The sequence below is a fragment of the Stenotrophomonas sp. TEPEL genome, assembly GCF_004348785.1.
Taxonomy (GTDB): domain Bacteria; phylum Pseudomonadota; class Gammaproteobacteria; order Xanthomonadales; family Xanthomonadaceae; genus Stenotrophomonas; species Stenotrophomonas indicatrix.
Map to the genome: position 1 here is coordinate 2690246 of NZ_QQXJ01000001.1, position 21396 is coordinate 2711641.

Consider the following 21396-nt stretch of genomic DNA (forward strand, 5'->3'; position numbering starts at 1 on the left):
AAGACCATGATGCGAACCTTCCACCGGCTGGTCCTGGCACTGGTCCTGCTGCTGCCGCACGTGTCGCAGGCCGCCGCGCCGCCCGCCCCGCCACGCACCTCCAGTGGTGAGCTGCAGGGCGCGCGCTGGCGCCTGGACGTGCCCGCTGGCTGGAACGGCGAACTGGTGATGCTGGCGCATGGCTATGAACCGGTCGGCGTGCCGCAGCCATCACCGATGCCGGCCAACGACAGCACCGCCAGCCTGCTGGCAGCGGGCTATGCCGTGGCGCAGAGCGCCTATGCCAGCCAGGGCTGGGCGGTGGCAGATGCGATCGTGGATATGGAACGCCTGCGCGCGCACGCCCTGTCCGAACTGAGGGAGGTGCGTCGCACCTGGATTCTTGGCTTTTCGATGGGCGGTGCGGTGGCCATCGCCACCCTCGAACGCCTGCCACGGCACTACAACGGCGGCGTGTCGCTGTGCGGCGCCAATCTGCCGGGCGAACAACTGGCCAACGACCTGCTGACCACCCTGGTGGCGTTCGACTATTTCTTCCCCGAGCCCAAGGGACTGCCCCGGCAGGGCCTGGCATCGGCAGAAGCTGCGGCATTGCCGCAGATGGAGCTCTATCAAGGCATCGCCGCCGCGCTTCAGACCCGCCCGGCCGTCGCTGCGCAACTGGCTGCGCGGCTGCAGGTAAGCGTGGAGGCATTGCCGGGCACGATCAGCCTGCACGCGATGATCCTGCACGAACTGGCCACGCGCGCCGGCGGCATGCCGGTCGGCAACGTTACGACCGTCTACCGCGGATTCGGTGACGACAAGGCGTTCAACGCGGGCGTGCAGCGGCTGGCACCTGCTGCGCCGGCACAGCGATACGTGCGCGAAAAGCTGGCGTTGACCGGCGCGCTCAAGCGACCGCTGGTGATCCAGTTCAACAACAACGACCCGAGCATCGTGCCGCGCATGCAGGCGGTGTATCCGCAGCTGGCCGAGCGTGCTGGCGCCACGCCATTGCCGCGCGTGTTGCCAGCGATTGGCGAAGGCCACTGCGGCTTTACGGATTCACAGGTGGTCGAGGCGTTGAAGGCAGCAGCGGCTCCCTTCTGAGTCGCCGACCGCATCAGTGGCCGAGCGTACCCATGGTGAAGGTATAGCCGGAGCGCATGAGGAAGTCGCGCATGCGCAGTTCGGCGCGGCGCGGAGACGGAAGATCCGGCGGGCCATACAGGGCATAGACCACGCCAGCGCCCTCGATACTTTCCCGGCGCACATCGCAATGACGGCTCTCCGAGGCGACGACCCAGCCATCCTTCAGTTGATCGGGGCCGATGGATTGCCCGTTCTTCAGCCGGAAAGTAAGCCAGCGCACATCTGCGGTTGACCTGCTCATTGCCGACCCGCCGCATCGTGCATGCGGCCCCTCATGTCCTTGCCTGCCATTGCTGCTCCCGAAGACCAGGACTCCGACCATACCCCGTCGCAATGTCGTGGCCGGCTGAGACTGCCAGCGGCGCGCGGCGGGCGTCAGGCGTGTACGTCGAACAGCCTGCGGAATGCCTCCTGCCCCGCAGGGGTGACCTGCAGGTCGCGCCGCCCCGCGAGGCGACGCAGCCAGTGGTTCTGCAGGAAACTCTCCAGCAGTGCTTCACCCACCATGCCGGCCATGTGCGGGCGCCGCTCGGTGCAGTCCAGGCAGCCGCGGCAGTATCGCGCGGGCGTCACCTGTGGCGATCGCGCGATCAATTCTTCCAGCGGCTGCCCCACGGCGCGCAGGACGTCAGCGCCATGAGCCGTCATCTGCCAGTGGTCTGCCGCCGCGGTAATCGCTCCGGTGCTCAGCAGGTGGTCACAGATGGCGACGGCGTATTCACCCGCCAGGTGCCGGTAGCAGGTGCGCGCCCGGCGGAAGCCGGCATCAACTCGTACAGCTCGTGGAGAAAGCGGTGGCCGTTGATCCCTGAAACGCAGGATGCCTTCCAGCATGTCGGCGACCTCGGTCGAGGCAATCCGGTGATAGCGGTGGCGTCCCTGCACCGCCACGGCCAGGATGCCGCCGTCGAGCAACCGCCGTAGATGACTGCTTGCCGTCTGCGGCGAGATGCCAGCCACGCCGGCCAGCTCGGACGCCGTGTGCGCCCGGCCATCCATCAACGTCAACAGCATGGCCGCGCGTGCATGGTCACCGACCAGCGTGCCGACATGGATGAAAGAGCGGGACGTCTGGACCATGGACGCATTGTGGCATGCCGCTTTCCGCACATTCTTCGACCCGGATCGAAGCATGCACACCCCTGCACAGGGCAGAGTGATCGCCCGCGCCCCACGAGCCCAGGCATGCCAACGCAAGACTTCCAACGCCGCTGCATCACCCCCTCCGTGCTCTACCCGGGAACACCGGTGGTGCTGATGACCACGATGAATGAAGACGGCAGTGCGAACATCAGTCCGCTTTCGTCATTCTGGGCGCTGGGCGACCGCGTGGTGCTCGGTATCGGCGAACAGGGCCAAGGCTGCAGCAACCTTCTGACACGCGGCGAATGCGTACTGAACTTCGCAGATGCCACGCAGGCGGCGCAGGTTGAAGCCATCGCCCGCGCCACCGCTCGTACCCCCGTGCCGGAGTCGAAACGTGCCATGGGGTACGTGCATGTGCCTGACAAGTTCGCACTGGGCGGCTTCAGCCGCGTCGATTCGGTGCAGGTGGCACCGCCGGCGATTGCCGAATGCCCGCTGCAGGTGGAGGTCGCGCTGCTCGCCTCGCACCGGCCCAGCGGAACGCAGGATCAGGGCTTCATGATCGTCGAAGGACGGATCTGCCGGGTGCATGCGCACGAGGCGATCACCGTTGCCGGTACCCAGCACATCGACGTGCAGCGCTGGGCACCGTTGATCTACCTGTTCCGCCACTATGTGGGCACCACCACGCCGGTGGCGCGCAATTTCCGCGCTGACGATCCTTTGCTATTGCCTGCCTGAACCCTTGGCTGCGCACTGCGAACCAGGGGTTGAAGAAGCCGCTGATTCAGACGCGGGATCGACGCAGCTCCAGCGCGGCGAAGGTGTACCAGCCGAACGCCGGCAGCAGCGCGATGCGCTGTGTGAGGCCGCGATAGGGCTCCGGGTCGAATCCGGAAAGCATCAGCCACAGATAGGCCATCCCCAGCAGCGAGATGGCACGCGCAATCCAGGCCATCCGCGTCGACGCAGCAGGGCCCAGCTCGGCCAGGAACAGCAGCGGGGTCAGGATCGAGAAGATGCCGATGCCATAGAGGCCATGCAGCGGGCTGCCCGTGGTGAAGACGCCATTGCTGACCATGGACACCCCGAACAGGATGGAGGTGAGCACCGTGAGCGCGAAACGGCGACCTTGCGCAAGCAACGCAAGGCTGAAGACGATGATGGCCGAGCCACTGACCACCGCGCCGACCTGCACCGCCTTGGCTGGCAGCCCCGGTATCGGGCCCAGCTCGCTGAGGTGCTGGGAGAGCGGGTGGTAGCCGGGCACGGTGAATGCGAAAGCGATCAGCGCCAGCATGGCGCCGAGGGGAACGTATACCGCCTGCTGGATCGCCAGATTCCGCACTGCAGTCACCACCGCTGAAGAGGAGTGCGGCGACGTTAGCAGCCGGTCCCGCCGGGTCGCATGTGCAGTTTGGTACCCCTGCTGGAGCCAGGGGTGCGCACAAAGAAAAAAGCCCTGACCGGAGTCAGGGCTTTTCAATTGGAGGCCTCAAGCGGAATCGAACCGCTGTAAACGGATTTGCAATCCGGTGCATAGCCACTCTGCCATGAGGCCAACGTACTGCGATCAGGAACGACGCCCCTGACATGACAAAACCCCGCGATGGGGCCTGTCGGAACATGGAGCGGGAAACGAGACTCGAACTCGCGACCTCAACCTTGGCAAGGTTGCGCTCTACCAACTGAGCTATTCCCGCATAAGCCGTCATGGTACCGGAAGCCCGGGACACACACCAGCCATTTCACAACAGTTTTCACTTTTCTGACTGCGCGAAGAGCCTTGTGGCTCAACGTGCCCCGCCTTGCCGTGGCGGGAGAAAAACAAGGCCCCAACCGGGGCCCTGTGCAATCTGGAGCGGGAAACGAGACTCGAACTCGCGACCTCAACCTTGGCAAGGTTGCGCTCTACCAACTGAGCTATTCCCGCAGATTCTCCGACCTGCGTCGAAGGAGCGCTATTGTGTCCAAATTCCTTCACGCCGTCAACAGTCCGCAGCACCGATGAACCCGCCCACGAGACCTCGTTTCGCCCGCCTGTGCTGGAGCCTTGTCGCCCTGGCATGGCTTGCGGTGATTGCTGCACTGGTCAATGCAGGCTTCACCCCGGACTACTGGATGCTGCGCCACTTCGAAGGCGGCAACCTGCCCTACCCCACCGGCGCGGTCATCCAGTTCGCTGTACTGGCCGGAGCGGAACTGCTGGTCACCGTGCTGATCGTGCGCCCCTGGAAACCAGGGCGCCTGTGGCTGCGGCTGCTGATAGCGCTGGTTCTGCTGCTGGCCTGGTCGTTCCCGTGGCTGGCCGCTGCCCTGCACCAGGCACCGGTGCAGGGCATGCATCTGCTGTGCCTGCTGCTGCTCGACCTGGCGGTGCTGCTGGCGCTGTGCGTGGTGTCGCTGGCCAGTGCGTGGCGGGCGTTGACCGGGAAACAGACCCAACGCGCGCGCGCCTAGCGAAGCACGCCCCTACCTGTGGAACTCCACCCGCACATGCTGGCCGACGCGCGCCTTGGCGGCGCTGTCGAATTCCAGAACGCACGCCACCACCTTGGCCACGCCGCGCCCTGCGTCTTCGGGCAATCGTGCCTGCGCGAACACCGGGCTGATGCGGACCACACGTGCCACCGGCAGTGGCTTGCCCTCTGCGCCATCGCTATCGATCACCACCGTCGCACGCATGCCAACCTGCACGGCATCAGCGTAGGCCGCACTCAGCTCGGCACGCACCTGCAACGGTCGCGCCGGCAACAGTGACATCGTCGGCTTGCCGGCCTGCACGAACGCACCCACGCCCGGCACCTGGCCGACCACGGTGCCGGCGTCCGGTGCGGTCAGCGACATCTGTCGCAGCTTGAGCCTGGCGTGCTCCAGCTTGTGCTGGGCCAGGTCGACCTGCGCTCCGGCTACATCCACATCGGCGCGGACGCCGGCCAGCTGCTGCCTGGCTGCGTCGGCCTGCTGGTTGGACGACACGCCTTCACTGGCGCCGGTGGCGAGGCGGGTGGCGTTGCGCTCCAGTTCGCGCAGTTGCGCCTGGCTGCCCTTCAGCCGATCGGTAGCAAGCGCGAGATCGGCGTTGGCCATGCCAACCTCCTGTTCAAGCAGTGCGCCATCCAGGGTGAGCAGGACGTCGCCCTTGCGCACCACCGCCCCTTCCTTCACCGGCGCGGTGCTGACCGAACCCTCCATCGCTGGCACCAGTGCAATCAGCCCGCCTTCCACATCGATGATGCCGCGGGCCACGGCGACGTTGTCCGCGCTGGCGGACGTGGCAGCGGTCGGCTGCGCGGGTACGGGTGCATCCTTGCTGCAGGCACCCAGCAGCAATGCCGCGCCCAAGAAGAAGCTGAGGGAGAACAACGGCGGCATTCTGGTCATGGGCTGGGCTCTGCGGTTTCGTTCTGGCGGCGGTCATCTCGGACCGTGCCGTCTTCCATGGCGATCACCCGATCCGCATGGCTGATCAGGCGTGGATCGTGGCTTACACACAACACCGTGGCCCGATGCGCGCGCGCATAACGGTGCAGGAGGTCGATCACGCGCTGGCCGTTCTCGGCGTCCAGTGCGCTGGTGGGTTCGTCGGCGAAGATCAGCGTGGGTGACTTGGCGAACGCACGGGCGACGGCTACGCGCTGCTTCTCGCCGCCGGACAGCTGCGCCGGGCGCATGTGGCTGCGGTGCGAGAGGCCGACCTCGTCCAGCGCCTGCCGCGCCAACGGCTCACTGTCGCGGTTGCGCATGCCGCGATAGCCCAATGGCAGCTGCACCTGCTCCAGCGCCGTCAGCGCTGGGAACAGGTTGAAGCCCTGGAACACGAAACCGACGTGGTGCAGACGGAAACGCTCCACCTCGCTGCGGGTCATGTGGCTGACGTCCTGGCCAAGCGCATGCACGCGACCGCCATCAGGCGTTGAGAGCCCGGACATCAGCGACAGCAGCGTGCTCTTGCCGCAGCCGGAGGGGCCCGATACCAGGGTCAATTCGCCGGGATAGATGTCCAGCGACAGGCCACGCAGCACGGGCACATGCACATCGCCGGACACGAAGCCCTTTTCGAGTGCGTCGGCACGCAGGGTCGGGATCGCGATGGGAGCATTCGTCATCGGTGGCCCCTCAACGCAACAGCAGCGATGGATCGGAACGGACGACGCTGCGCACCGCCATGATGCTCGACAGCATGGCCATCACCGCGACCAGCGCCACGCAGCCAAGAACCACCATCGGCGTGAGCTGTACCGGTACGCGCTGGGTCTGCGCGGCCATCAGCACCACCGCGCTGAAGGCTGCGGCCAGCAGCATGCCGACACCACCGATCAGCACGGCCTGTTCGAACACCACACGGGCCAGCGCGTAGCGGCCTGCGCCGAGCGCATTGAGGGTGGCGTACTCGCGAACAGACCCGGCCACCACCGCGGCAAACGACTGGTTGGTGATCACCGCGCCGACGAAGCAGACGATGACCGCCATGAACAGCACTGCGATGCCGGCGCCGGTATCGAACAGCCAGTACTGCTGCGAACGACTGGCGAACTCCGGCGCTGTCCAGAACTCGACGGGCGTGGCGCGGCCCGTCGATGCACTGAGGCGATCGCGCACGCGCGCGGCCAGCTCCGGTGAGCGCGTGCCCGCCACGAAATACGTGCTGCCTTCATGCGGATCGGTTCCGGCGATGGCACGCGCGGTATCCAAAGACGCCAGCACGTTGACGCCGCCAAGGCCACGCAGGCCGGGTTGCGCTGCAACCACACGCACGGCCTTGCCATTGATCCACGCGCGGTTGCGGTGCAGATCGACGCCCAGCGTATCCAGGTCCGCGCTGTCGACGATCACCGCACCGGGTTCGCGCAACCGGGCACGCAGATCGGGCGACAGGATGCGCGAGAACATCATCGCGTCGCCTGCCGTGGAGATGCCGGACAGATACACCGACACGTTGCCGGCACCCTGTGCGCTGGAGCGCCACTCGCCATCGACCCACTCGTAGGGTTCGACGCGGGTGACATCCGGGTCCATCCGCAGGCGATTCTCTACATCCGCACTGATCGCATGACCGTAGTTCACGCTCTGCGTGCCGGCAAAGCCCGCCCATACATCGGCGCTGGACGCCTTCACGTAGATCGCGGCGGTGCCGAAGATGCCCAGCACCAGCGCCGCCTGCACGATCAGCAGCACGCCGGCGAAACACATGGCCAGCACTACCGGCAGGAAACGGCGCCACTCGTAAACCAGGGTCTTGCGGGCAAGCGCGATCATTGCGCGTCGCCTTCAGGCTCGGCTGGCAAGGGAGCACCGCCCACTGCCCGATAGAGCGATGCGAATGCAAGTACGCGAGCACCCTGCGCGCCGATCAGGTCGGCCTGCGCGGACAGCGCGGCACGCTGGGTTTCCAACCCGTCGAACTCACTGGAAAGACCAAGCTGCACCTGCCGGGCCTGTCGTACGACCTGCTGCCGGGCTGCTTCGTCGGCCACCTGCAGCGACTGGATGCTGCTGTCCTGGCGGGCCAGGCTGCCCAGTGCACCCTCCACTTCCGCCACGCCCTGCAGCACTGCCTTGCGATACCCCAGCAGGGTTGCATCCAGCTGCTTGTCGTCGGATTGATAGCGCGCGCGACGTTGGCCCCAATCCCACAGAGGGATATCGATGTAGGGACCGATCGATGGGCTGGAATCGGAATTGGAGCGAGCGTTCTGGGTCAGGTTGTAGGCGTACAGGATGGAACCGCCCAGGCTCAGCTTCGGGAACATCGACGCGCGTGCACTGCCCTTTTCGGCGGCAGCCTGCAGCACATCGGCCTCGGCCAGCAGGATCTGCGGGCGATGGCGCAGCAGATCGGCGGGTACCTGCTGCAGGGTGAAGGCGCTCAACTGCGGTGGCGTGCGGTAGGCATTCCAGGCCGGATCCGGACCATCGCGACCCAGCAGCAGCGCCAACGCGCGCGCGGCGTTGCCCGCGTTTTCATTCGCCTGTGCAATGGCCGCGCGCGTGGCCGCCCGCCGCGCGCGCAGGCGATCCAGTTCACCGGGCTCGTCCAGATGCAGGCGCTGCCGCACCAGGCCCAGTTGCTCGCCACGTGCGTCGACGGCCTGCTGCCTGCCCAGCAGATCCACCTGCGCCTGCGCGACGGAAAGATCCAGGTAGCTGCGCACCACATCAGCGATGACCGCCACCTGTGCCGCATCGCGCAGTGCTTCGGCATTTCCGTTGGCCGCCTGCGCGCTCAGACGGGCACTCTCCGCCGCGCCAAACAGGCCAAGATCCCAGATCGCTTCGACGCCTGCGTGGAAATAGGTGTCGACCGCGGCGGCGTCCTGCACCTGCTTGGCACTGGCGGAGATTTCCGGACGGAAGCGCGCATCGGAGGTGCCCGACAGCAGGCGTACCGCCTGCAACCGCAGGGTGGCCTGGCGCAGGTCCAGATTGCCGGCGACGGCCTCGTCCACCAGCGCGTTCAAGCGCGCATCGGCCAGCACCTTCCACCACTGCCGCGCGTCGACCGCTACGCCCTGCCCTGCCGCGGTCTGACTCCAGACTGCTGGTACGCGATCAGGCAGATCGGGAACCGGCACCGACATGCAGCCCACCAGCATCATGCTGGTCAGCAGCGCCCCGATACCCAGGACGATGCGCGGGACGACGGCATACCGTTGCGCGAACGCTGCCGGGAAAGTGATGCGACTGGCCACCCGCCCGCCTTCGTGGAGAGAGAAGCCGAGGAGGCTACGCCGCGATTGTGGAGTGGACATGGAGAATCGGTCGGAGGTGCGTTACAGCGCGTGTGCGGTGCATGCATTGCGAACCCTCGGCCTTTCCACAGCCTTTCATCGGCGCCGCCAAGCTGAACGCTGGACTGTCCGCGGGCGCTGCGGCACATTGTCCTGAACGCTTCCACCGGCAGGCAATACGCTTGAAATCCGCCCTTCGCCGCACGCTCGGCATCTTCGCGACCGTACTCATCGTGGGCACGACGGCGATCTGCCTGGCCACTCCGTTGGCGTCGAACGCGGCCATGCTGCTGATGGACCGCAGCAACTTCATTCCCGCGCAGTCGTCGATCTTTTCCTTCGAGCCCTACGTGATCAACGAGGGCTCGTCGAACTACTGGTTGTACGGCCAGGACCGGAACTACTACTACCACTTCACCTACCGGGCCGACGCCCCGTACCTGTACATCCCGCGGAAGAACGCCTGCGCCGGCTTCGATCGTGCGGACGTGCGAACCTGGTGCGGTGCGGGCCGAGGCAGCCCGCGCTAGCGCGATCGCAATCCCTTGCCGGTGCGCAAACGAAAAACGCCCCCTTGCGGGAGCGTTTTTCTGAATCTGGAGCGGGAAACGAGACTCGAACTCGCGACCTCAACCTTGGCAAGGTTGCGCTCTACCAACTGAGCTATTCCCGCAGATTCCGTTCGACCTGCGTCGAAGGAGCGCTATTGTGTCGGGATTGCTGCACGGCGTCAACAGGATTCTGCTGCCCCCTCATGAAGCAGCGTTCAGCTTCAGGATCACATCCGCACGCCCCGCCGATGGAAGTAGATCTGCTCGGCCAGCCGGCGCATCGGGCCGGTACGCAGCAGCGCATTGACCGGCCAGTCCCGCTGCAGGTGGTCCATTGCCCAGCGCAGCATGCGCTTGCGGTGAAAGGTGGGGGCGGCCTGACGCGCCACCTGCTCTGCGGCCGGCCCCTTGCCGCGCCGGTGCAACCCGATCGCATCACCGACCGCCCAGCCATGCCGCCATGACGAGTGGATGCCGCCGGCCGACAGCGGCGAGACGACACCTGCCGCATCACCGGTCAGGATCACGCCCGGCGCGGTGATCGGTCCATCCGGCAATCCGCAGGGCACCAGGCCCGCGCGGGTGCCGGCAACCTGGGCCGAGTGCGGAAGTCCCACAACGTCGCGCACGTGTTCAAGGAATCCCTCGATATCCGGCGCGCGTGCATGTGCGGGATCATGCCGCAGCGCCAATCCCACCTGCACGCCGGTGGGGTTCTGCGCGGCCCAGCCGATGTAGCCGGGTGCGAACCGGCGGCTGACAAAGCAGTGCAAGGCATCGCCTTCCGGCAGCTGCACGCCGGCAAACTCGCGCTCGACGCCATACAGATTGTCGCGCACCTGGCCCAGGCCGGTACGCTGGGCAACACGTGATCGTGCGCCATCAGCGCCGACCAGATAGGCCGTGCGCCCCACCCCTTCAACCTGCCACGCGTCGTCGTCGCGGCAGGCGTCGGTGAACGACTGCTGCAGCCGCAGGTCCACGCCACTGGCACGCAGCTCGCTGGCCAGCCAACGCATCAGGTTCGGCGTATCGGTGGTGAGGAAGTAGTAACCCGGTGCGGTCAGCAGCACGTTGTGCAGGTTCGGCGCATACAGGCGCACGCGTGCGACGCGTTGCACGAGATGATCGGGCATGCGCCCCAGCCAGGTCTGTTCCATCGCCTCCTTCACCACGATGCCGGTGGTATGCAGGCGTTCGCCGGGGTCGGCGTTCGGCGCATACAGGCGCACGCGTGCGACGCGTTGCACGAGATGATCGGGCATGCGCCCCAGCCAGGTCTGTTCCATCGCCTCCTTCACCACGATGCCGGTGGTATGCAGGCGTTCGCCGGGGTCGGCCTTGCGCTCGAGCACGCAGATGCGCAGGCCGTACTGAGCGGCGGCAAGTGCGCAGGCGGCACCGCCAAAGCTGGCGCCGACGATGACCACGTCGTGGTCGTAGGCGGAAGGAGTTGTGGGCATGGCTGCATCGTCCTGAAGGAACGGAGATGCAGCTTCGAACTGCCGAGTGGTGAGGCGAAGGAGTGGCGGTGAAGTGAGGATGAAGCGCAACGCCCCCCTTTCAGGAACGTTGCTCGCAGAGCTACTTTGCGCTGTCAGGCCACAACGATCCTGAGCGGGTTTGCCGACGCCAGGATCTCCGCACGCTCACCACTCAGCGGATAGATCCATTCGGTGTTGATGCGGATCCTGAGCGCCTTGGCTTCAGCACCGAACAGCGCCACCTGGCGATCCCAGCCCTAGGAGTAGACAGCACCCCACGGCCCCAGGTCCAGGCAGGTCACGTACTTGGGCTGCGCATACAGTGCACACCGACCGCATTGAAGCTGGGCTGCCGCGGTGCTGCGCTATCGCCATGCCCTGGCCTCGGGCAACTGACCTCTTCGCCAAAAAGCTATCTCTTCGCATTTAACCATCACCGTGGACCACGCCCACATCACTGCTCCGCAATGGGCAATATCACCACCCGATATTCCTTGATACATAAAAATACCACCACAACAACCCACCANACGATTTTATTCACAATTCATAAAATATAAAAATACAATCTACAAGGCGCAAAGCCCCCCCCCTAACAGGTTCGGCGCATACAGGCGCACGCGTGCGACGCGTTGCACGAGATGATCGGGCATGCGCCCCAGCCAGGTCTGTTCCATCGCCTCCTTCACCACGATGCCGGTGGTATGCAGGCGTTCGCCGGGGTCGGCCTTGCGCTCGAGCACGCAGACGCGCAGGCCGTACTGGGCGGCGGCAAGTGCGCAGGCGGCACCACCAAAGCTGGCGCCGACGATGACCACGTCGTGGTCGTTGGCAGGGGGAGTGTGAGGCATCTCGGCATCACCTTGCTGGATCCGGGAGTACAGCGTGGGATCGGCGCATGGTGAGGCGATGGAGTGGCGGTGAAGTGGGGATGAAGCCGCTCCGGCCAAACGAAAAACGCCCCCTTTCGGGAGCGTTTTTCTTGAATCTGGAGCGGGAAACGAGACTCGAACTCGCGACCTCAACCTTGGCAAGGTTGCGCTCTACCAACTGAGCTATTCCCGCTTGGGAGGCGAAATTCTACCTGTTCTGCGCAACGCGTCAAGGCCTTTTTTCAGGCAGTTCGAGAGGTCATGGAATGCGTCATCCACGCATGGCGTGGATCTACCGCAGGCCACATTCCAGGCGATCCGCGCCATGCGTGGATGAGGGATCCCGCGAAGCCCCAAACAGTGCATGCATGCCCAGTAGATCCACGCCATGCGTGGATGATGGCAGCGATGGGGTCAGAGCCCTTTCCCCCGGAAAGGGATCCGACCCCGGTACTCAGTTGCCCAGCTTCTTCTGCCGCGAACGCTCGCGCGCGGCGCGCTCGTCGTCACGCAGGCTGGGCCAGGCGGCGTGCAGGTACTGCAGGCCCGACCACAGGGTCAGCACCGCGGCAATGGCCAGGGTCCAGTCACCGATATGGAATACCGGCGGGCCCATCCAGATGTCGTCGACCGGAACGTTCGGCGCCACCGAATACAGCAGGCACAGCAGCGCGACCATCTGCGCGGTGGTCTTGACCTTGCCGATCATCGCCACCCGCACCTTGGCACGCTGGCCCAGCTCGGCCATCCACTCGCGCAGCGCCGACACCGCGATCTCGCGGCCGACGATCACCGCCGCCCAGAACGCCATCCACGGCGTCGGATGACCCTGCACGATCAGGAACAGCGCCACCGCCACCATCAGCTTGTCCGCGACCGGGTCGAGGAAGGCGCCGAACGCCGACTCCAGGCCGTAGCGACGAGCGATCCAGCCATCGAGCCAGTCGGTGATCGCGGCCAGGCCGAAGATCGCCGCCGATGCGAAGTTGGTCCAGGTGTAGGGCAGGTAGAACACCAGCACCAGCACCGGGATCATCACGATCCGCAACAGGGTCAGCCAGGTGGGCAGGGTCAACGTCATGCGGCTTTATTCTCTCTCTACTCGGCCGGATCCGGCGCGGCCAACCCGTGCAGGTTAGCGTAGATGCGCGCTGCGAGGGCGTCATTGATGCCTTCTACCTTGGCAATTTCCGCTTCTCCGGCTGCTTTCAGGCCGACCAGACCGCCAAAATGCTTCAGCAGGCTGGCGCGCCGTCGCGGCCCGATGCCGGGGATGTCTTCCAGTTTGCTGGTCATCCGGGCCTTCTGCCGGCGCCCGCGATGGCCAGTGATGGCGAAGCGGTGTGCTTCATCGCGCACCTGCTGGATGAACTGCAGAGCGGGATCGGCCGCACCCGGGCGCAGTTCGCGGCCATCGGGCATCACCAGCGCTTCGTGGCCGGCACGACGTTCCACGCCTTTGGCCACGCCCACCAGCAGCACGTCTTCCACGCCCAGATCAGCCAGCGCCGCCTGGGCCTGAGCCAGCTGGCCGGCGCCACCGTCGATCAGCAGCACATCCGGCAGCACGCCCTGCTCTTCCACTGCACGGCGGAAGCGGCGATCGATCGCCTGGCGCATCGCGGCGTAGTCATCGCCCGGCTCAATGCCACTGATGTTGAAGCGGCGGTACTGCGCACGCACCGGGCCGGCAGCATCGAACACCACACAGGAGGCCACGGTGGCTTCGCCCATGGTGTGGCTGATGTCGAAGCACTCCACCCGCTTCACCGGTTCGGCCAGCCCCAGCATCACCCGCAGCGCTTCGCTGCGCGCGTGCTGCGCGGTGCGGCTGTTGATCTCGGTGGCCAGGGTCAACTGTGCGTTGCGGCTGGCCAGTTCCAGGTAGCCGGCGCGCTCGCCGCGGACGTTCCATTTCAACTGCACCTTGCGCTCCGCCGAGGCCGACAGCGCAGAACCGATCAGATCGGCATCGGGAATTTCGCGGTCAAGCAGGATCTCGCGCGGTGGATCGAATTCGATGTAGTACTGCGAGACAAAGGCCGCCAGCACTTCATCCGGGCTTTCCTCGCCATTGGTGCGGGGAAAGAACGGGCGGGTGCCCAGGTTGCGGCCATCACGGAACGCCAGCAGCATCACGCAGGCCTGCGAACCCTGCATGGCCACCGCCAGCACGTCCAGGTCGGCCGCGCGGCCGTCCACGTACTGGCGGGTCTGCATGCTGCGCAATGAAGTAATCAGATCGCGCAGTCGCGCGGCCTGCTCGAATTCCAGCGCTTCGCTGGCCACCTGCATCTGCTCGCCGAGCTCCCGGGTCAGCTCATCGCTCTTGCCTTCCAGGAACATCGCCGCGCGGCGCACCGACTCGGCGTAGTCCGCTGCCGGCACCAGTTCCACGCACGGCGCGCTGCAGCGCCCGATCTGATACTGCAGGCAGGGCCGCGAGCGGTTACGGAACACGCTGTCTTCGCAGCTGCGCAGCTTGAACAGCTTGTGCATCAGGTTCAGCGTCTCGCGCACTGCGGTTACGCCGGGATACGGCCCGAAATAGCGCCCGGGAATGGCACGCGGGCCACGATGCAGGGCGATCCGCGGCCAGTCTTCGCGGGTCAGCAGCACATGCGGATAGGTCTTGTCGTCGCGCAGGGACACGTTGTAGCGCGGCGACAGCGATTTGATCAGCTGGTTTTCCAGCAGCAGCGCTTCGGCTTCCGAGCGCGTCACGGTAACGTCCATGCGCACGATCTGCGAGAGCATCGACATGATGCGCGCGTTCTTCGGACTGCCGTTGAAATAGCTGCCAACGCGGTTGCGCAGCGCGCGGGCCTTGCCGACGTACAACAGCGTGTCGTCGGCCGCGTACATGCGGTACACGCCCGGGGCGGTACTCAGCTGGGCCGCGAATGCCTTGCCATCGAAGGTCGGGACAGGAACAACGGTCATTCGCTGATCGGCACTTCGCTGAGCACGCCGCTGTCAGGGTCAAGGCGCAGTACGGTGTGGGAATCGGTTTCGGCGATCCACACCGCGCCGGCACCGACGGCCAGGCCGGCCGGGCCATGCAGGCGCCGCGGCAAGGGCTGGGTGGTCAGTTCGCCGCCACCCAGGCGCAACGTGCGCAGGCGGCCATTGCCGGTATCGGCGATCCACAACAACGGGGCATCCGGGCTCAGTGCGATCGCCTGCGGGAACTGCAGGCTGGCCTGCGCACGCGGGCCATCGTCCTCGCCAAAACGCCAGGTGCCCTGCCCGACCAGGGTCTGCACCAGGTCACCGCGCAACTGCAATGAACGGATCGAGGAGCCCAGCGCATCGGCCACGTACAGCACCTGCTGGACCACGGCCACGGCGGTGGGCTGGGCGAACGCGGCCAGATGGCCACTGCCGTCGCGCTCGTCGATGGCGCCGCTGCCGGCGCGCCACTGCAGGCTGCGCTGGCCGAGGTGGTAGCTCCAGATGCGGTTGTCGCCGGCCATGGCGATGTGCAGCTGGTTTTCGGCGATGGCCAGGCCCACCGGATGATCCAGCGACACCTGCCGTGGCTGCGCCACCGACCCTTCCTCTGGAGCGCCCGGACGGCCGTTGCCACACAGGGTGTCGACCAGGCCGGTGAGCAGATTGATACGGCGCACGGCATGGTTGCCGGTGTCGGCCACGTACAGCGAATCGCGCTCCAGTGCCAGCGCCTGCGGCCGGTGGAAAGCGGCTTCGGCGAGGTTGCCGTCCATGAAGTCGGCAGTGCCCAGACCGAACTGACGCAGCACGCGGCCGCCATGACTGCATTCCAGGATGCGGTGGTGGCCGCTGTCGGCGATGTACAACCGTTCCTGGTTCACCGCCAGACCCATCGGGAATCGCAGCGCCTGGCGCGGTTCGGGGTGCAGCTCGCTGCCGCCACGCGAAGGGGCCGACGGCGCACCCTCGCAGAGGGCATTCAGGGCCCGCTCCAGCTCGCCGGGCACGCCTTGGCCGATCAAGCGCTGCTGTTCGCGACCCTGCGCGTCCAGCAACACCATGGTCGGCCAGGCGGTGACGCCGAAGCGGCGCCAGCCATCCCAATCGGCATCAAGCAGCACCGGCATGGTCAGCCCCTGCCGGCGCAGCAGTTTCAGCGCAGCCGTGGCATCACGCTCGAAGTCGAAGCGCGGCACCTGCAGCACCAGAGGTTGCAGCTTGCCGGGGTGGCGTGACAGCCACTGGCTGAACTCGGCCAGTCGCTGCGCGCTCCATGCGGAAGCCGCGTTGACGAACAACAGCGCGACCGGCCGGCCGCGCAGTTCGGTCAGGGTGCAGGGCGCGGCATTGAGCCAGGCTGCGAACTCGGGCAGGTCCGGGACGGGCTGGATGTTCATGGCCCGATTATGCCGGAGTCGGCGTGATGCAACAGGCGTGCCACGGTGCGTTCGGCAGCAGCGTCGACCAGCGACCAGACCTGTTCGAAATGATCGCTGCCACCGGTATAGGGATCGGGAATCGCACGTTCGCCCTGCCCGCCCGACCACGGCAGGTACAGCGCCAGGCGCTCGCGCTGGGTGGCAGTGGCGAGGCGTGCGGCATCACGCAGGTTGGCCTCGTCGGCGCACAGGATCCAGTCGAAAGCGTCGAAGTCCTGCGGCTGCAGCTGCCGCGCGCGCAGGCTGCCAAGGTCCACCCCGTGTCCGGCCGCGCATGCAATGGCACGCCGGTCGGGTGGCTGGCCCACGTGCCAGTCGCCGGTACCGGCCGAATCGACCTGTACCCGCCCAGCCAGCGCCGAGGCATCCAGGCGGGCACGCAGCGCGCCTTCGGCCATCGGCGAGCGGCAGATGTTGCCGAGGCAGACGACCAGCAGCCTCATCGCGCGGCCATCGCCTGCAGCAGCGTTTCGGCGCGCTGCAGGTCTTCAGGGGTGTCGATGCCCGGCGGAAAGGCTTCGGGCGAGATCGCCACGGCAATCGGGTGGCCCGCTTCCAGCACGCGCAACTGCTCCAGCGATTCCACCTGTTCCAGCGTGCCCGGGGGCATCGAGGCGAACTGCTGCAGGAATCCGGCACGGTAGCCATAGATGCCGATGTGGCGCAGCCACTGATGGCCTTCGGGCAGGGTGTCGCGACTGCGGGCGAAGCCATCGCGATGCCAGGCAATGGGCGCACGGCTGAAGTACAGGGCCTCGTTGCGCACGTTGCGCACCAGCTTGACCACGTTGGGATCGAACAGCGTGTGGGCATCCTCGACCGGCGTGGCCAGGGTCGACATCGGTGCGCTGCCCGCCACCAGCGCCTCGGCCACGGCGCGGATGCCGGCAGCCGGCGCGAACGGTTCATCGCCCTGCAGGTTGACCACCACGGTGTCATCGGACCAGCCCGCGATGCGCGCGCACTCGGCCAGGCGATCGGTACCCGAGGCATGCGAGGCAGCGGTCATCGCCACTTTCACTTCCGCCAGGCCGGACAATGCGTCGGCAATGCGCTGGTCGTCGGTCGCGACCCATACCTCACCTGCGCCGGCCTGCAGCGCGCGGCGCGCCACATGCAGCACCATGGGTTCTCCGCCCAGCAGGCGCAGCGGCTTGCCCGGCAGCCGCGAAGCGGCATAGCGGGCCGGGATGGCAACAACGAAGTCGGTCATGCGGGCGGTACTCGGCAGGCGCGATACAGCAGGAATGCGGCCGGCGGCGTCCATTTGCAAGCGCCGCACGGCCCCTCAGTTCGGTCGCAGCTTGTCCAGGCGATCGGTCAACGCGATCCAGAAAGCAGCAGGCATCTCGGCACGCAGCGGCACCGCGTACTGCCAGTCATTGGCGAACGCGCGGCACTTCACGGCATCCTTTTCGGTCATCAGCACCGGCAACTGGCTGCCAAAGGACAGATCCTGCGGCTGATAAGCGTGATGGTCGGCGAAGGCGTGCGGCACCACGCCGATCGCACGCGCGCGCAGCATGTCGAAGAAGCGTTGCGGATGGGCGATGCCGGCCACGGCATGCACGCGCTGGCCCGCGAAGTACGAAAGAGGACGTGCGCGCCCGCCGGCCAGCGGCTGTGCACTGTCGATGTGCAGGGCCATCGGCCATTGGCCGAAGCCACAGGCCTGGGCAGCCGCCGCTCCATCGGCCTGGCCCAGGTTGACCACCCGGAAATCGCATTCCGCTGCGCGGCTGACCGGCTCGCGCAGCGGGCCGGCGGGAATCATCCGGCCATTGCCATAGCGGCGCTGGGCATCAACCACCTCGATCTCGATGTCGCGCGCCAGCCGGTAGTGCTGCAGGCCGTCATCGCAGACGATCACGTCGCAGCCGGCGGCGATCAGCGCCTTGCCCGCTGCCACGCGGTCACTGTCCACGCGTACCGGCACGCCGGTCTTCCAGGCGATCAGCACCGGCTCGTCGCCTCCCAAGGCGGTCGGCGTATCGGCTTCCACCCAACGTGCCTTGTCCGCTTGCTCACGGCCGTAGCCGCGGCTGGCAACACCGGGCTTCCAGCCCGCGGCCCGCAGGCGCTCGACCAAGGCGATGGTCAGCGGCGTCTTGCCGGTGCCGCCGGCGGTGATGTTGCCGACCACGATGACCGGCACCGCCAGCGCATGGCGCTTGCGCCAGCCACGCCGGTACAGACGCCGGCGCAGCGCGGTGACGCCGGCATACAGCGGCGCCAGCAGTCGCATCGGCCACGGAGCCGGGCTGCCGTCGTACCAGTACGGCGGGGTCTGGGTACCTTTGCCCGCCATCAGTCCTGCCTTTCGCGGAACTGCATGTTGTGCAGGTGCTGGTACAGGCCGCCCATCGACAGCAGCTCCTGGTGGGTGCCACGTTCAACGATGCGGCCATGATCCATCACCAGCACCTGGTCGGCATGCTCGATGGTCGACAGGCGATGCGCGATCACCAGCGTGGTGCGCTCAGGCATCAAGCGCTGCAGCGCGTCCTGCACCAGGCGCTCGGATTCGTTGTCCAGCGCCGCGGTGGCCTCGTCCAGGATCAGGATCGGTGCGTCGCGCAGGATGGCGCGGGCGATCGCCAGGCGCTGGCGCTGGCCGCCGGACAGCAGCGCACCGTTCTCGCCCACCGGCGTCTGCAGCTGCTGCGGCATGCGCGCGATGAACTCCCAGGCATTGGCCGCCTCGGCAGCTGCACGGATCTGCTCGTCGGTGGCATCCATGCCGTAGGCGATGTTGGCCGCGATGGTGTCGTCGAACAGCATGACCTTCTGCCCGACCATGGCCACCTGCCGGCGCAGATCGGCCAGCGGGTACTCATCCAGGGCCACGCCATCGAGCAGGATGCGGCCACCGTTGGGTTCGTAGAAGCGCGGCACCAGCCGGATCAGGCTGGTCTTGCCGCTGCCGGAACGACCGACGATGGCGGTGACCGTGCCCGGACGGGCAACGAAATTGATGTCGTCCAGGGCAATGCCGCTGTCTTCGCGGTAGCGCAGCATGACGTGCTCGAAGGCCAGTTCGCCGCGTACGCGCTGCACCGCGTGCTTGCCCTCGTCGCGCTCGACCGGCATGTCGATGATGCCGAACAGGCGCTCGGCAGCGGCCACGCCGCGCGAGATCGAAGTCTGCACGCTGGTCAGCCGCCGCAGCGACGGAATGATGGCCATCATCGAGGTCATCAGGCCCATGAACTGGCCGGCATTGAGCTTGCCCGCAAGTGCTTCGCGGGTGGCGACCCAGACGATCACCGCCAATGCCAGCGCCGCCAGGAACTGGACGACGCTGGAGGCGGCGGCACGGGTGACCTCCACCTTCATGTTCAGCGCGAGCATGCGGTTGGCCAGCCGCGAGTAACGCGAGATCTCGTGCTGCTGGGTGCCGTGCACCTTCACTTCCTGCTGCGCGGCCAGCGACTGCTCGGCGGTCTGCGCCATGGTGCCCATGCCGTCCTGGATGCCGCGGCTGATGCGCCGGTAGCGCTTGCCCACGTAGGACACGATCACGCCGATCAGCGGCACCACCACCAGCATGGCCAGGGTCACCTTGACGCTCATCTGCAGCATCACCGCCAGCATGGCGATGATGGTCAGGGTGTCGGCCACCACGGTCTTCAGCGCATCGGCGCTGGCCTGGGTGACCTGCTCGGTGTCGAAGTTCAGGCGGCTGACCATCACCGGCGTCGCTTCGGCATCGAAATGCGAGGACGGCAGGTGCAGGTACTTCTGCAGTACCTGCTCACGCAGGTCACGGACCACGCTGCGACCGGTCTTGGCCAGGGTGTAGTCACTGACCCAGGTGGCCACGCTGCGCATCAGGAACAGACCGAGGATGGTCAGCGGCAACACCACGGCCGCGCGCGGCTGCGGGTCGACGAAGCCGTCATTGACCAGCGGTTCCATCAGCTTGGTGAAGTGGTAGCCGGCCAAGGCCTCGACCACCATGGCGATCACCGCTGCCACCATGAATACCCAGTAGGTGCGGGTATACCCCAGCAGACGTTTGTAGATCGGCCACACCGGCGCGTGATGGGAACTCATGGACGCACCTCTGGCGCTGTTGCAATGGCGATACGACGGAAGCCGAGCTGGCCCAGCGCGTCCTGCGCGGTGACCACGGCCTGGTAGGGAGTGCGCGCGTCGGCACGCAGCAGCACGGTCTGTTCGCGGTCGCTGCCGGCGACGGCCGCAATGGTCTGCTTGACCGACTCGACGTCGCTGCGCAGTACTTCCTGATCGTTGACGAAGTAGCGGCCGTCAGCGTTGATCAGCACGCTCAGCGAGCGCGGCGGCTCGTTGGTCTGCTGCTGGCTGGCGGTCGGCAGCTGCACCTGCAGGGTCGATCGCGCATCGAAGGTGGTAGTGACCACGAAGAAGATGATCAGCACCAGGATGACGTCGATCAGCGGCACCAGATCGATATGCGGCTCATCCTGGGACCGGTCGTTGCCGATACGCATCGATCAGGCCTTTGCCGTAGCGGCGGAAGACGCGCGCGCAGCGGGGGCCGGGGTCATCACCCCGGGACGACCGTCCAGCGTATCCAGCAGCGCGCTGGCTTCCTGCTCCATCTCCACCACGTAGCCGTGGATGCGGCCCTTGAAGAAGCGGTGGAACATCAGCGCCGGGATCGCCACGATCATGCCCGTGGCAGTGCACACCAGTGCCTTGCCGATACCGCCGGCAAGCTGGTTCACATCACCCACGCCGTGGTCGAGGATGCCCAGGAACATCTGGATCATGCCAACCACGGTGCCCAGCAGGCCCAGCAACGGGCCGGCCGAGGCGATCGTGCCCAGCGCGTTGAGGAAACGCTCCATGCGGTGCACCAGATGGCGACCGGTGTCCTCGATGCGCTCGCGGATCTGGTCGCGCGGGCGGTTGCGCGCTTCCAGCGCGGCGGCCAGCAGGGCACCCAACGGTGAATTGGCACGCAGGGTCTGCAGGTGCGCCGGGTCCAGCTTGCCGCGCGCGGCCCAGTTGCGCACCTCCTGGCCCAGGCCAGGCGGCAGCACCTCGTTACGCCGCAAGGACCAGAAACGCTCCAGGACGATCGCCAAAGCCAGTACGCCCAACAGCAGCAGCGGCACCATCGGCCAGCCACCGGCCTTGACCAGTTCCCACACGTT

At 66.5% G+C, this 21396-nt stretch carries 22 protein-coding genes, 5 tRNA genes and 1 pseudogene; 4 read left to right on the forward strand and 24 right to left on the reverse strand.

Going from position 1 to position 21396, the window contains the following annotated elements; translation table 11 throughout:
• Positions 1-9: 9 nt before the first annotated feature.
• A complete protein-coding gene (locus tag TEP_RS12165; RefSeq protein ID WP_132826523.1) occupies positions 10-1092 on the forward strand; it encodes a hypothetical protein in 1083 nt (360 codons plus the stop codon).
• A 13-nt stretch (positions 1093-1105) separates the two neighbouring features.
• Here TEP_RS12165 and TEP_RS12170 read toward each other — a convergent pair whose 3' ends face one another.
• Together TEP_RS12170 and TEP_RS12175 are read right to left on the reverse strand one after the other, a co-directional pair.
• Entirely contained in the window at positions 1106-1375 is a 270-nt protein-coding gene (locus TEP_RS12170; RefSeq protein WP_025875177.1) for a hypothetical protein, read from the reverse strand.
• A gap of 134 nt (positions 1376-1509) precedes the next feature.
• Positions 1510-2214 (reverse strand): winged helix-turn-helix domain-containing protein, encoded by a 705-nt coding sequence (locus TEP_RS12175; protein WP_132825446.1) that lies wholly within the window; start codon positions 2212-2214, stop codon positions 1510-1512.
• Between the two features lie 105 nt (positions 2215-2319).
• Between TEP_RS12175 and TEP_RS12180 the strand changes: the two genes are divergently transcribed.
• Complete coding sequence (locus tag TEP_RS12180; protein ID WP_240790694.1) at positions 2320-2961, forward strand: flavin reductase; 642 nt, start codon at positions 2320-2322, stop codon at positions 2959-2961.
• Positions 2962-3007: 46 nt separating this feature from the next.
• Here the strand turns inward: TEP_RS12180 and TEP_RS12185 are convergent, their stop codons facing one another.
• The 4 genes from TEP_RS12185 to TEP_RS12200 all read right to left on the reverse strand — a co-directional run bounded on the left by TEP_RS12185 (position 3008) and on the right by TEP_RS12200 (position 4153).
• Positions 3008-3520 (reverse strand): DUF998 domain-containing protein, encoded by a 513-nt coding sequence (locus TEP_RS12185; protein ID WP_132825448.1) that lies wholly within the window; start codon positions 3518-3520, stop codon positions 3008-3010.
• 187 nt (positions 3521-3707) lie between these two features.
• A tRNA-Cys gene (locus TEP_RS12190) sits at positions 3708-3781 on the reverse strand.
• 66 nt (positions 3782-3847) lie between these two features.
• A tRNA-Gly gene (locus TEP_RS12195) sits at positions 3848-3923 on the reverse strand.
• A gap of 154 nt (positions 3924-4077) precedes the next feature.
• Positions 4078-4153 (reverse strand) — tRNA-Gly (locus tag TEP_RS12200).
• 74 nt (positions 4154-4227) lie between these two features.
• On the opposite strand from TEP_RS12200, the gene TEP_RS12205 reads away from it, so the two are divergent.
• Complete coding sequence (locus TEP_RS12205; protein ID WP_132825449.1) at positions 4228-4680, forward strand: hypothetical protein; 453 nt, start codon at positions 4228-4230, stop codon at positions 4678-4680.
• A gap of 12 nt (positions 4681-4692) precedes the next feature.
• On the opposite strand, the gene TEP_RS12210 is transcribed toward TEP_RS12205, so the two are convergent.
• Genes TEP_RS12210 through TEP_RS12225 form a run of 4 tightly spaced genes read right to left on the reverse strand, consistent with a single transcriptional unit; the run spans position 4693 to position 8819 of the window.
• Positions 4693-5604 (reverse strand): HlyD family efflux transporter periplasmic adaptor subunit, encoded by a 912-nt coding sequence (locus tag TEP_RS12210; RefSeq protein WP_132825450.1) that lies wholly within the window; start codon positions 5602-5604, stop codon positions 4693-4695.
• Entirely contained in the window at positions 5601-6329 is a 729-nt protein-coding gene (locus TEP_RS12215) for an ABC transporter ATP-binding protein (protein WP_132825451.1), read from the reverse strand. Before TEP_RS12215 ends, TEP_RS12210 begins: the two co-directional genes overlap by 4 nt.
• 10 nt (positions 6330-6339) lie before the next feature.
• Complete coding sequence (locus TEP_RS12220) at positions 6340-7479, reverse strand: ABC transporter permease (protein WP_100436061.1); 1140 nt, start codon at positions 7477-7479, stop codon at positions 6340-6342.
• On the reverse strand, positions 7476-8819 hold the full coding sequence (locus tag TEP_RS12225; protein ID WP_240790757.1) for a TolC family protein: 1344 nt from the start codon (positions 8817-8819) through the stop codon (positions 7476-7478). The genes TEP_RS12220 and TEP_RS12225 overlap by 4 nt, the downstream gene beginning before the upstream one ends.
• 314 nt (positions 8820-9133) lie before the next feature.
• Here TEP_RS12225 and TEP_RS12230 point away from each other — a divergent pair, with 314 nt between their 5' ends.
• Positions 9134-9481, forward strand: coding sequence for a hypothetical protein (locus tag TEP_RS12230; RefSeq protein ID WP_165933923.1), 348 nt, complete (start codon positions 9134-9136; stop codon positions 9479-9481).
• A gap of 67 nt (positions 9482-9548) precedes the next feature.
• On the opposite strand, the gene TEP_RS12235 is transcribed toward TEP_RS12230, so the two are convergent.
• The 14 genes and pseudogenes from TEP_RS12235 to TEP_RS12300 form a co-directional block, all read right to left on the reverse strand.
• Positions 9549-9624 (reverse strand) — tRNA-Gly (locus tag TEP_RS12235).
• A gap of 105 nt (positions 9625-9729) precedes the next feature.
• The gene (locus TEP_RS12240) at positions 9730-10965 is read right to left on the reverse strand and encodes an NAD(P)/FAD-dependent oxidoreductase (protein WP_132825452.1); all 1236 of its coding nucleotides are present in this window, start codon (positions 10963-10965) and stop codon (positions 9730-9732) included.
• Between the two features lie 134 nt (positions 10966-11099).
• Positions 11100-11228, reverse strand: a complete 129-nt coding sequence (locus TEP_RS20025; protein ID WP_276321415.1) for a hypothetical protein — start codon at positions 11226-11228, stop codon at positions 11100-11102.
• 354 nt (positions 11229-11582) lie between these two features.
• Positions 11583-11837: pseudogene (locus TEP_RS12250) on the reverse strand (FAD-dependent oxidoreductase); the annotation flags it as partial.
• Positions 11838-11975: 138 nt separating this feature from the next.
• A tRNA-Gly gene (locus TEP_RS12255) sits at positions 11976-12051 on the reverse strand.
• 261 nt (positions 12052-12312) lie between these two features.
• Entirely contained in the window at positions 12313-12939 is a 627-nt protein-coding gene (pgsA, locus tag TEP_RS12260; protein WP_025875200.1) for a CDP-diacylglycerol--glycerol-3-phosphate 3-phosphatidyltransferase, read from the reverse strand.
• Positions 12940-12956: 17 nt separating this feature from the next.
• Complete coding sequence (gene uvrC / locus TEP_RS12265; protein ID WP_088100368.1) at positions 12957-14801, reverse strand: excinuclease ABC subunit UvrC; 1845 nt, start codon at positions 14799-14801, stop codon at positions 12957-12959.
• Positions 14798-16210: a hypothetical protein gene (locus TEP_RS12270; RefSeq protein WP_132825453.1), complete on the reverse strand. Its 1413-nt coding sequence runs from the start codon at positions 16208-16210 to the stop codon at positions 14798-14800. The genes uvrC and TEP_RS12270 overlap by 4 nt, the downstream gene beginning before the upstream one ends.
• Positions 16207-16695 carry a low molecular weight protein-tyrosine-phosphatase gene (locus tag TEP_RS12275; RefSeq protein WP_132825454.1) on the reverse strand — a complete coding sequence of 163 codons (489 nt, stop codon included), beginning with the start codon at positions 16693-16695 and terminating at the stop codon, positions 16207-16209. The genes TEP_RS12270 and TEP_RS12275 overlap by 4 nt, the downstream gene beginning before the upstream one ends.
• Entirely contained in the window at positions 16692-17465 is a 774-nt protein-coding gene (gene kdsB, locus TEP_RS12280) for a 3-deoxy-manno-octulosonate cytidylyltransferase (protein WP_132825455.1), read from the reverse strand. Before kdsB ends, TEP_RS12275 begins: the two co-directional genes overlap by 4 nt.
• A 75-nt stretch (positions 17466-17540) precedes the next feature.
• The gene (gene lpxK / locus TEP_RS12285; RefSeq protein ID WP_025875213.1) at positions 17541-18560 is read right to left on the reverse strand and encodes a tetraacyldisaccharide 4'-kinase; all 1020 of its coding nucleotides are present in this window, start codon (positions 18558-18560) and stop codon (positions 17541-17543) included.
• Entirely contained in the window at positions 18560-20308 is a 1749-nt protein-coding gene (gene msbA / locus TEP_RS12290) for a lipid A export permease/ATP-binding protein MsbA (RefSeq protein WP_132825456.1), read from the reverse strand. Before msbA ends, lpxK begins: the two co-directional genes overlap by 1 nt.
• Positions 20305-20727, reverse strand: coding sequence for a biopolymer transporter ExbD (locus TEP_RS12295; protein WP_025875217.1), 423 nt, complete (start codon positions 20725-20727; stop codon positions 20305-20307). The genes msbA and TEP_RS12295 overlap by 4 nt, the downstream gene beginning before the upstream one ends.
• 3 nt (positions 20728-20730) lie before the next feature.
• Positions 20731-21393: a MotA/TolQ/ExbB proton channel family protein gene (locus TEP_RS12300; RefSeq protein ID WP_025875219.1), complete on the reverse strand. Its 663-nt coding sequence runs from the start codon at positions 21391-21393 to the stop codon at positions 20731-20733.
• Positions 21394-21396 lie beyond the last annotated feature (3 nt).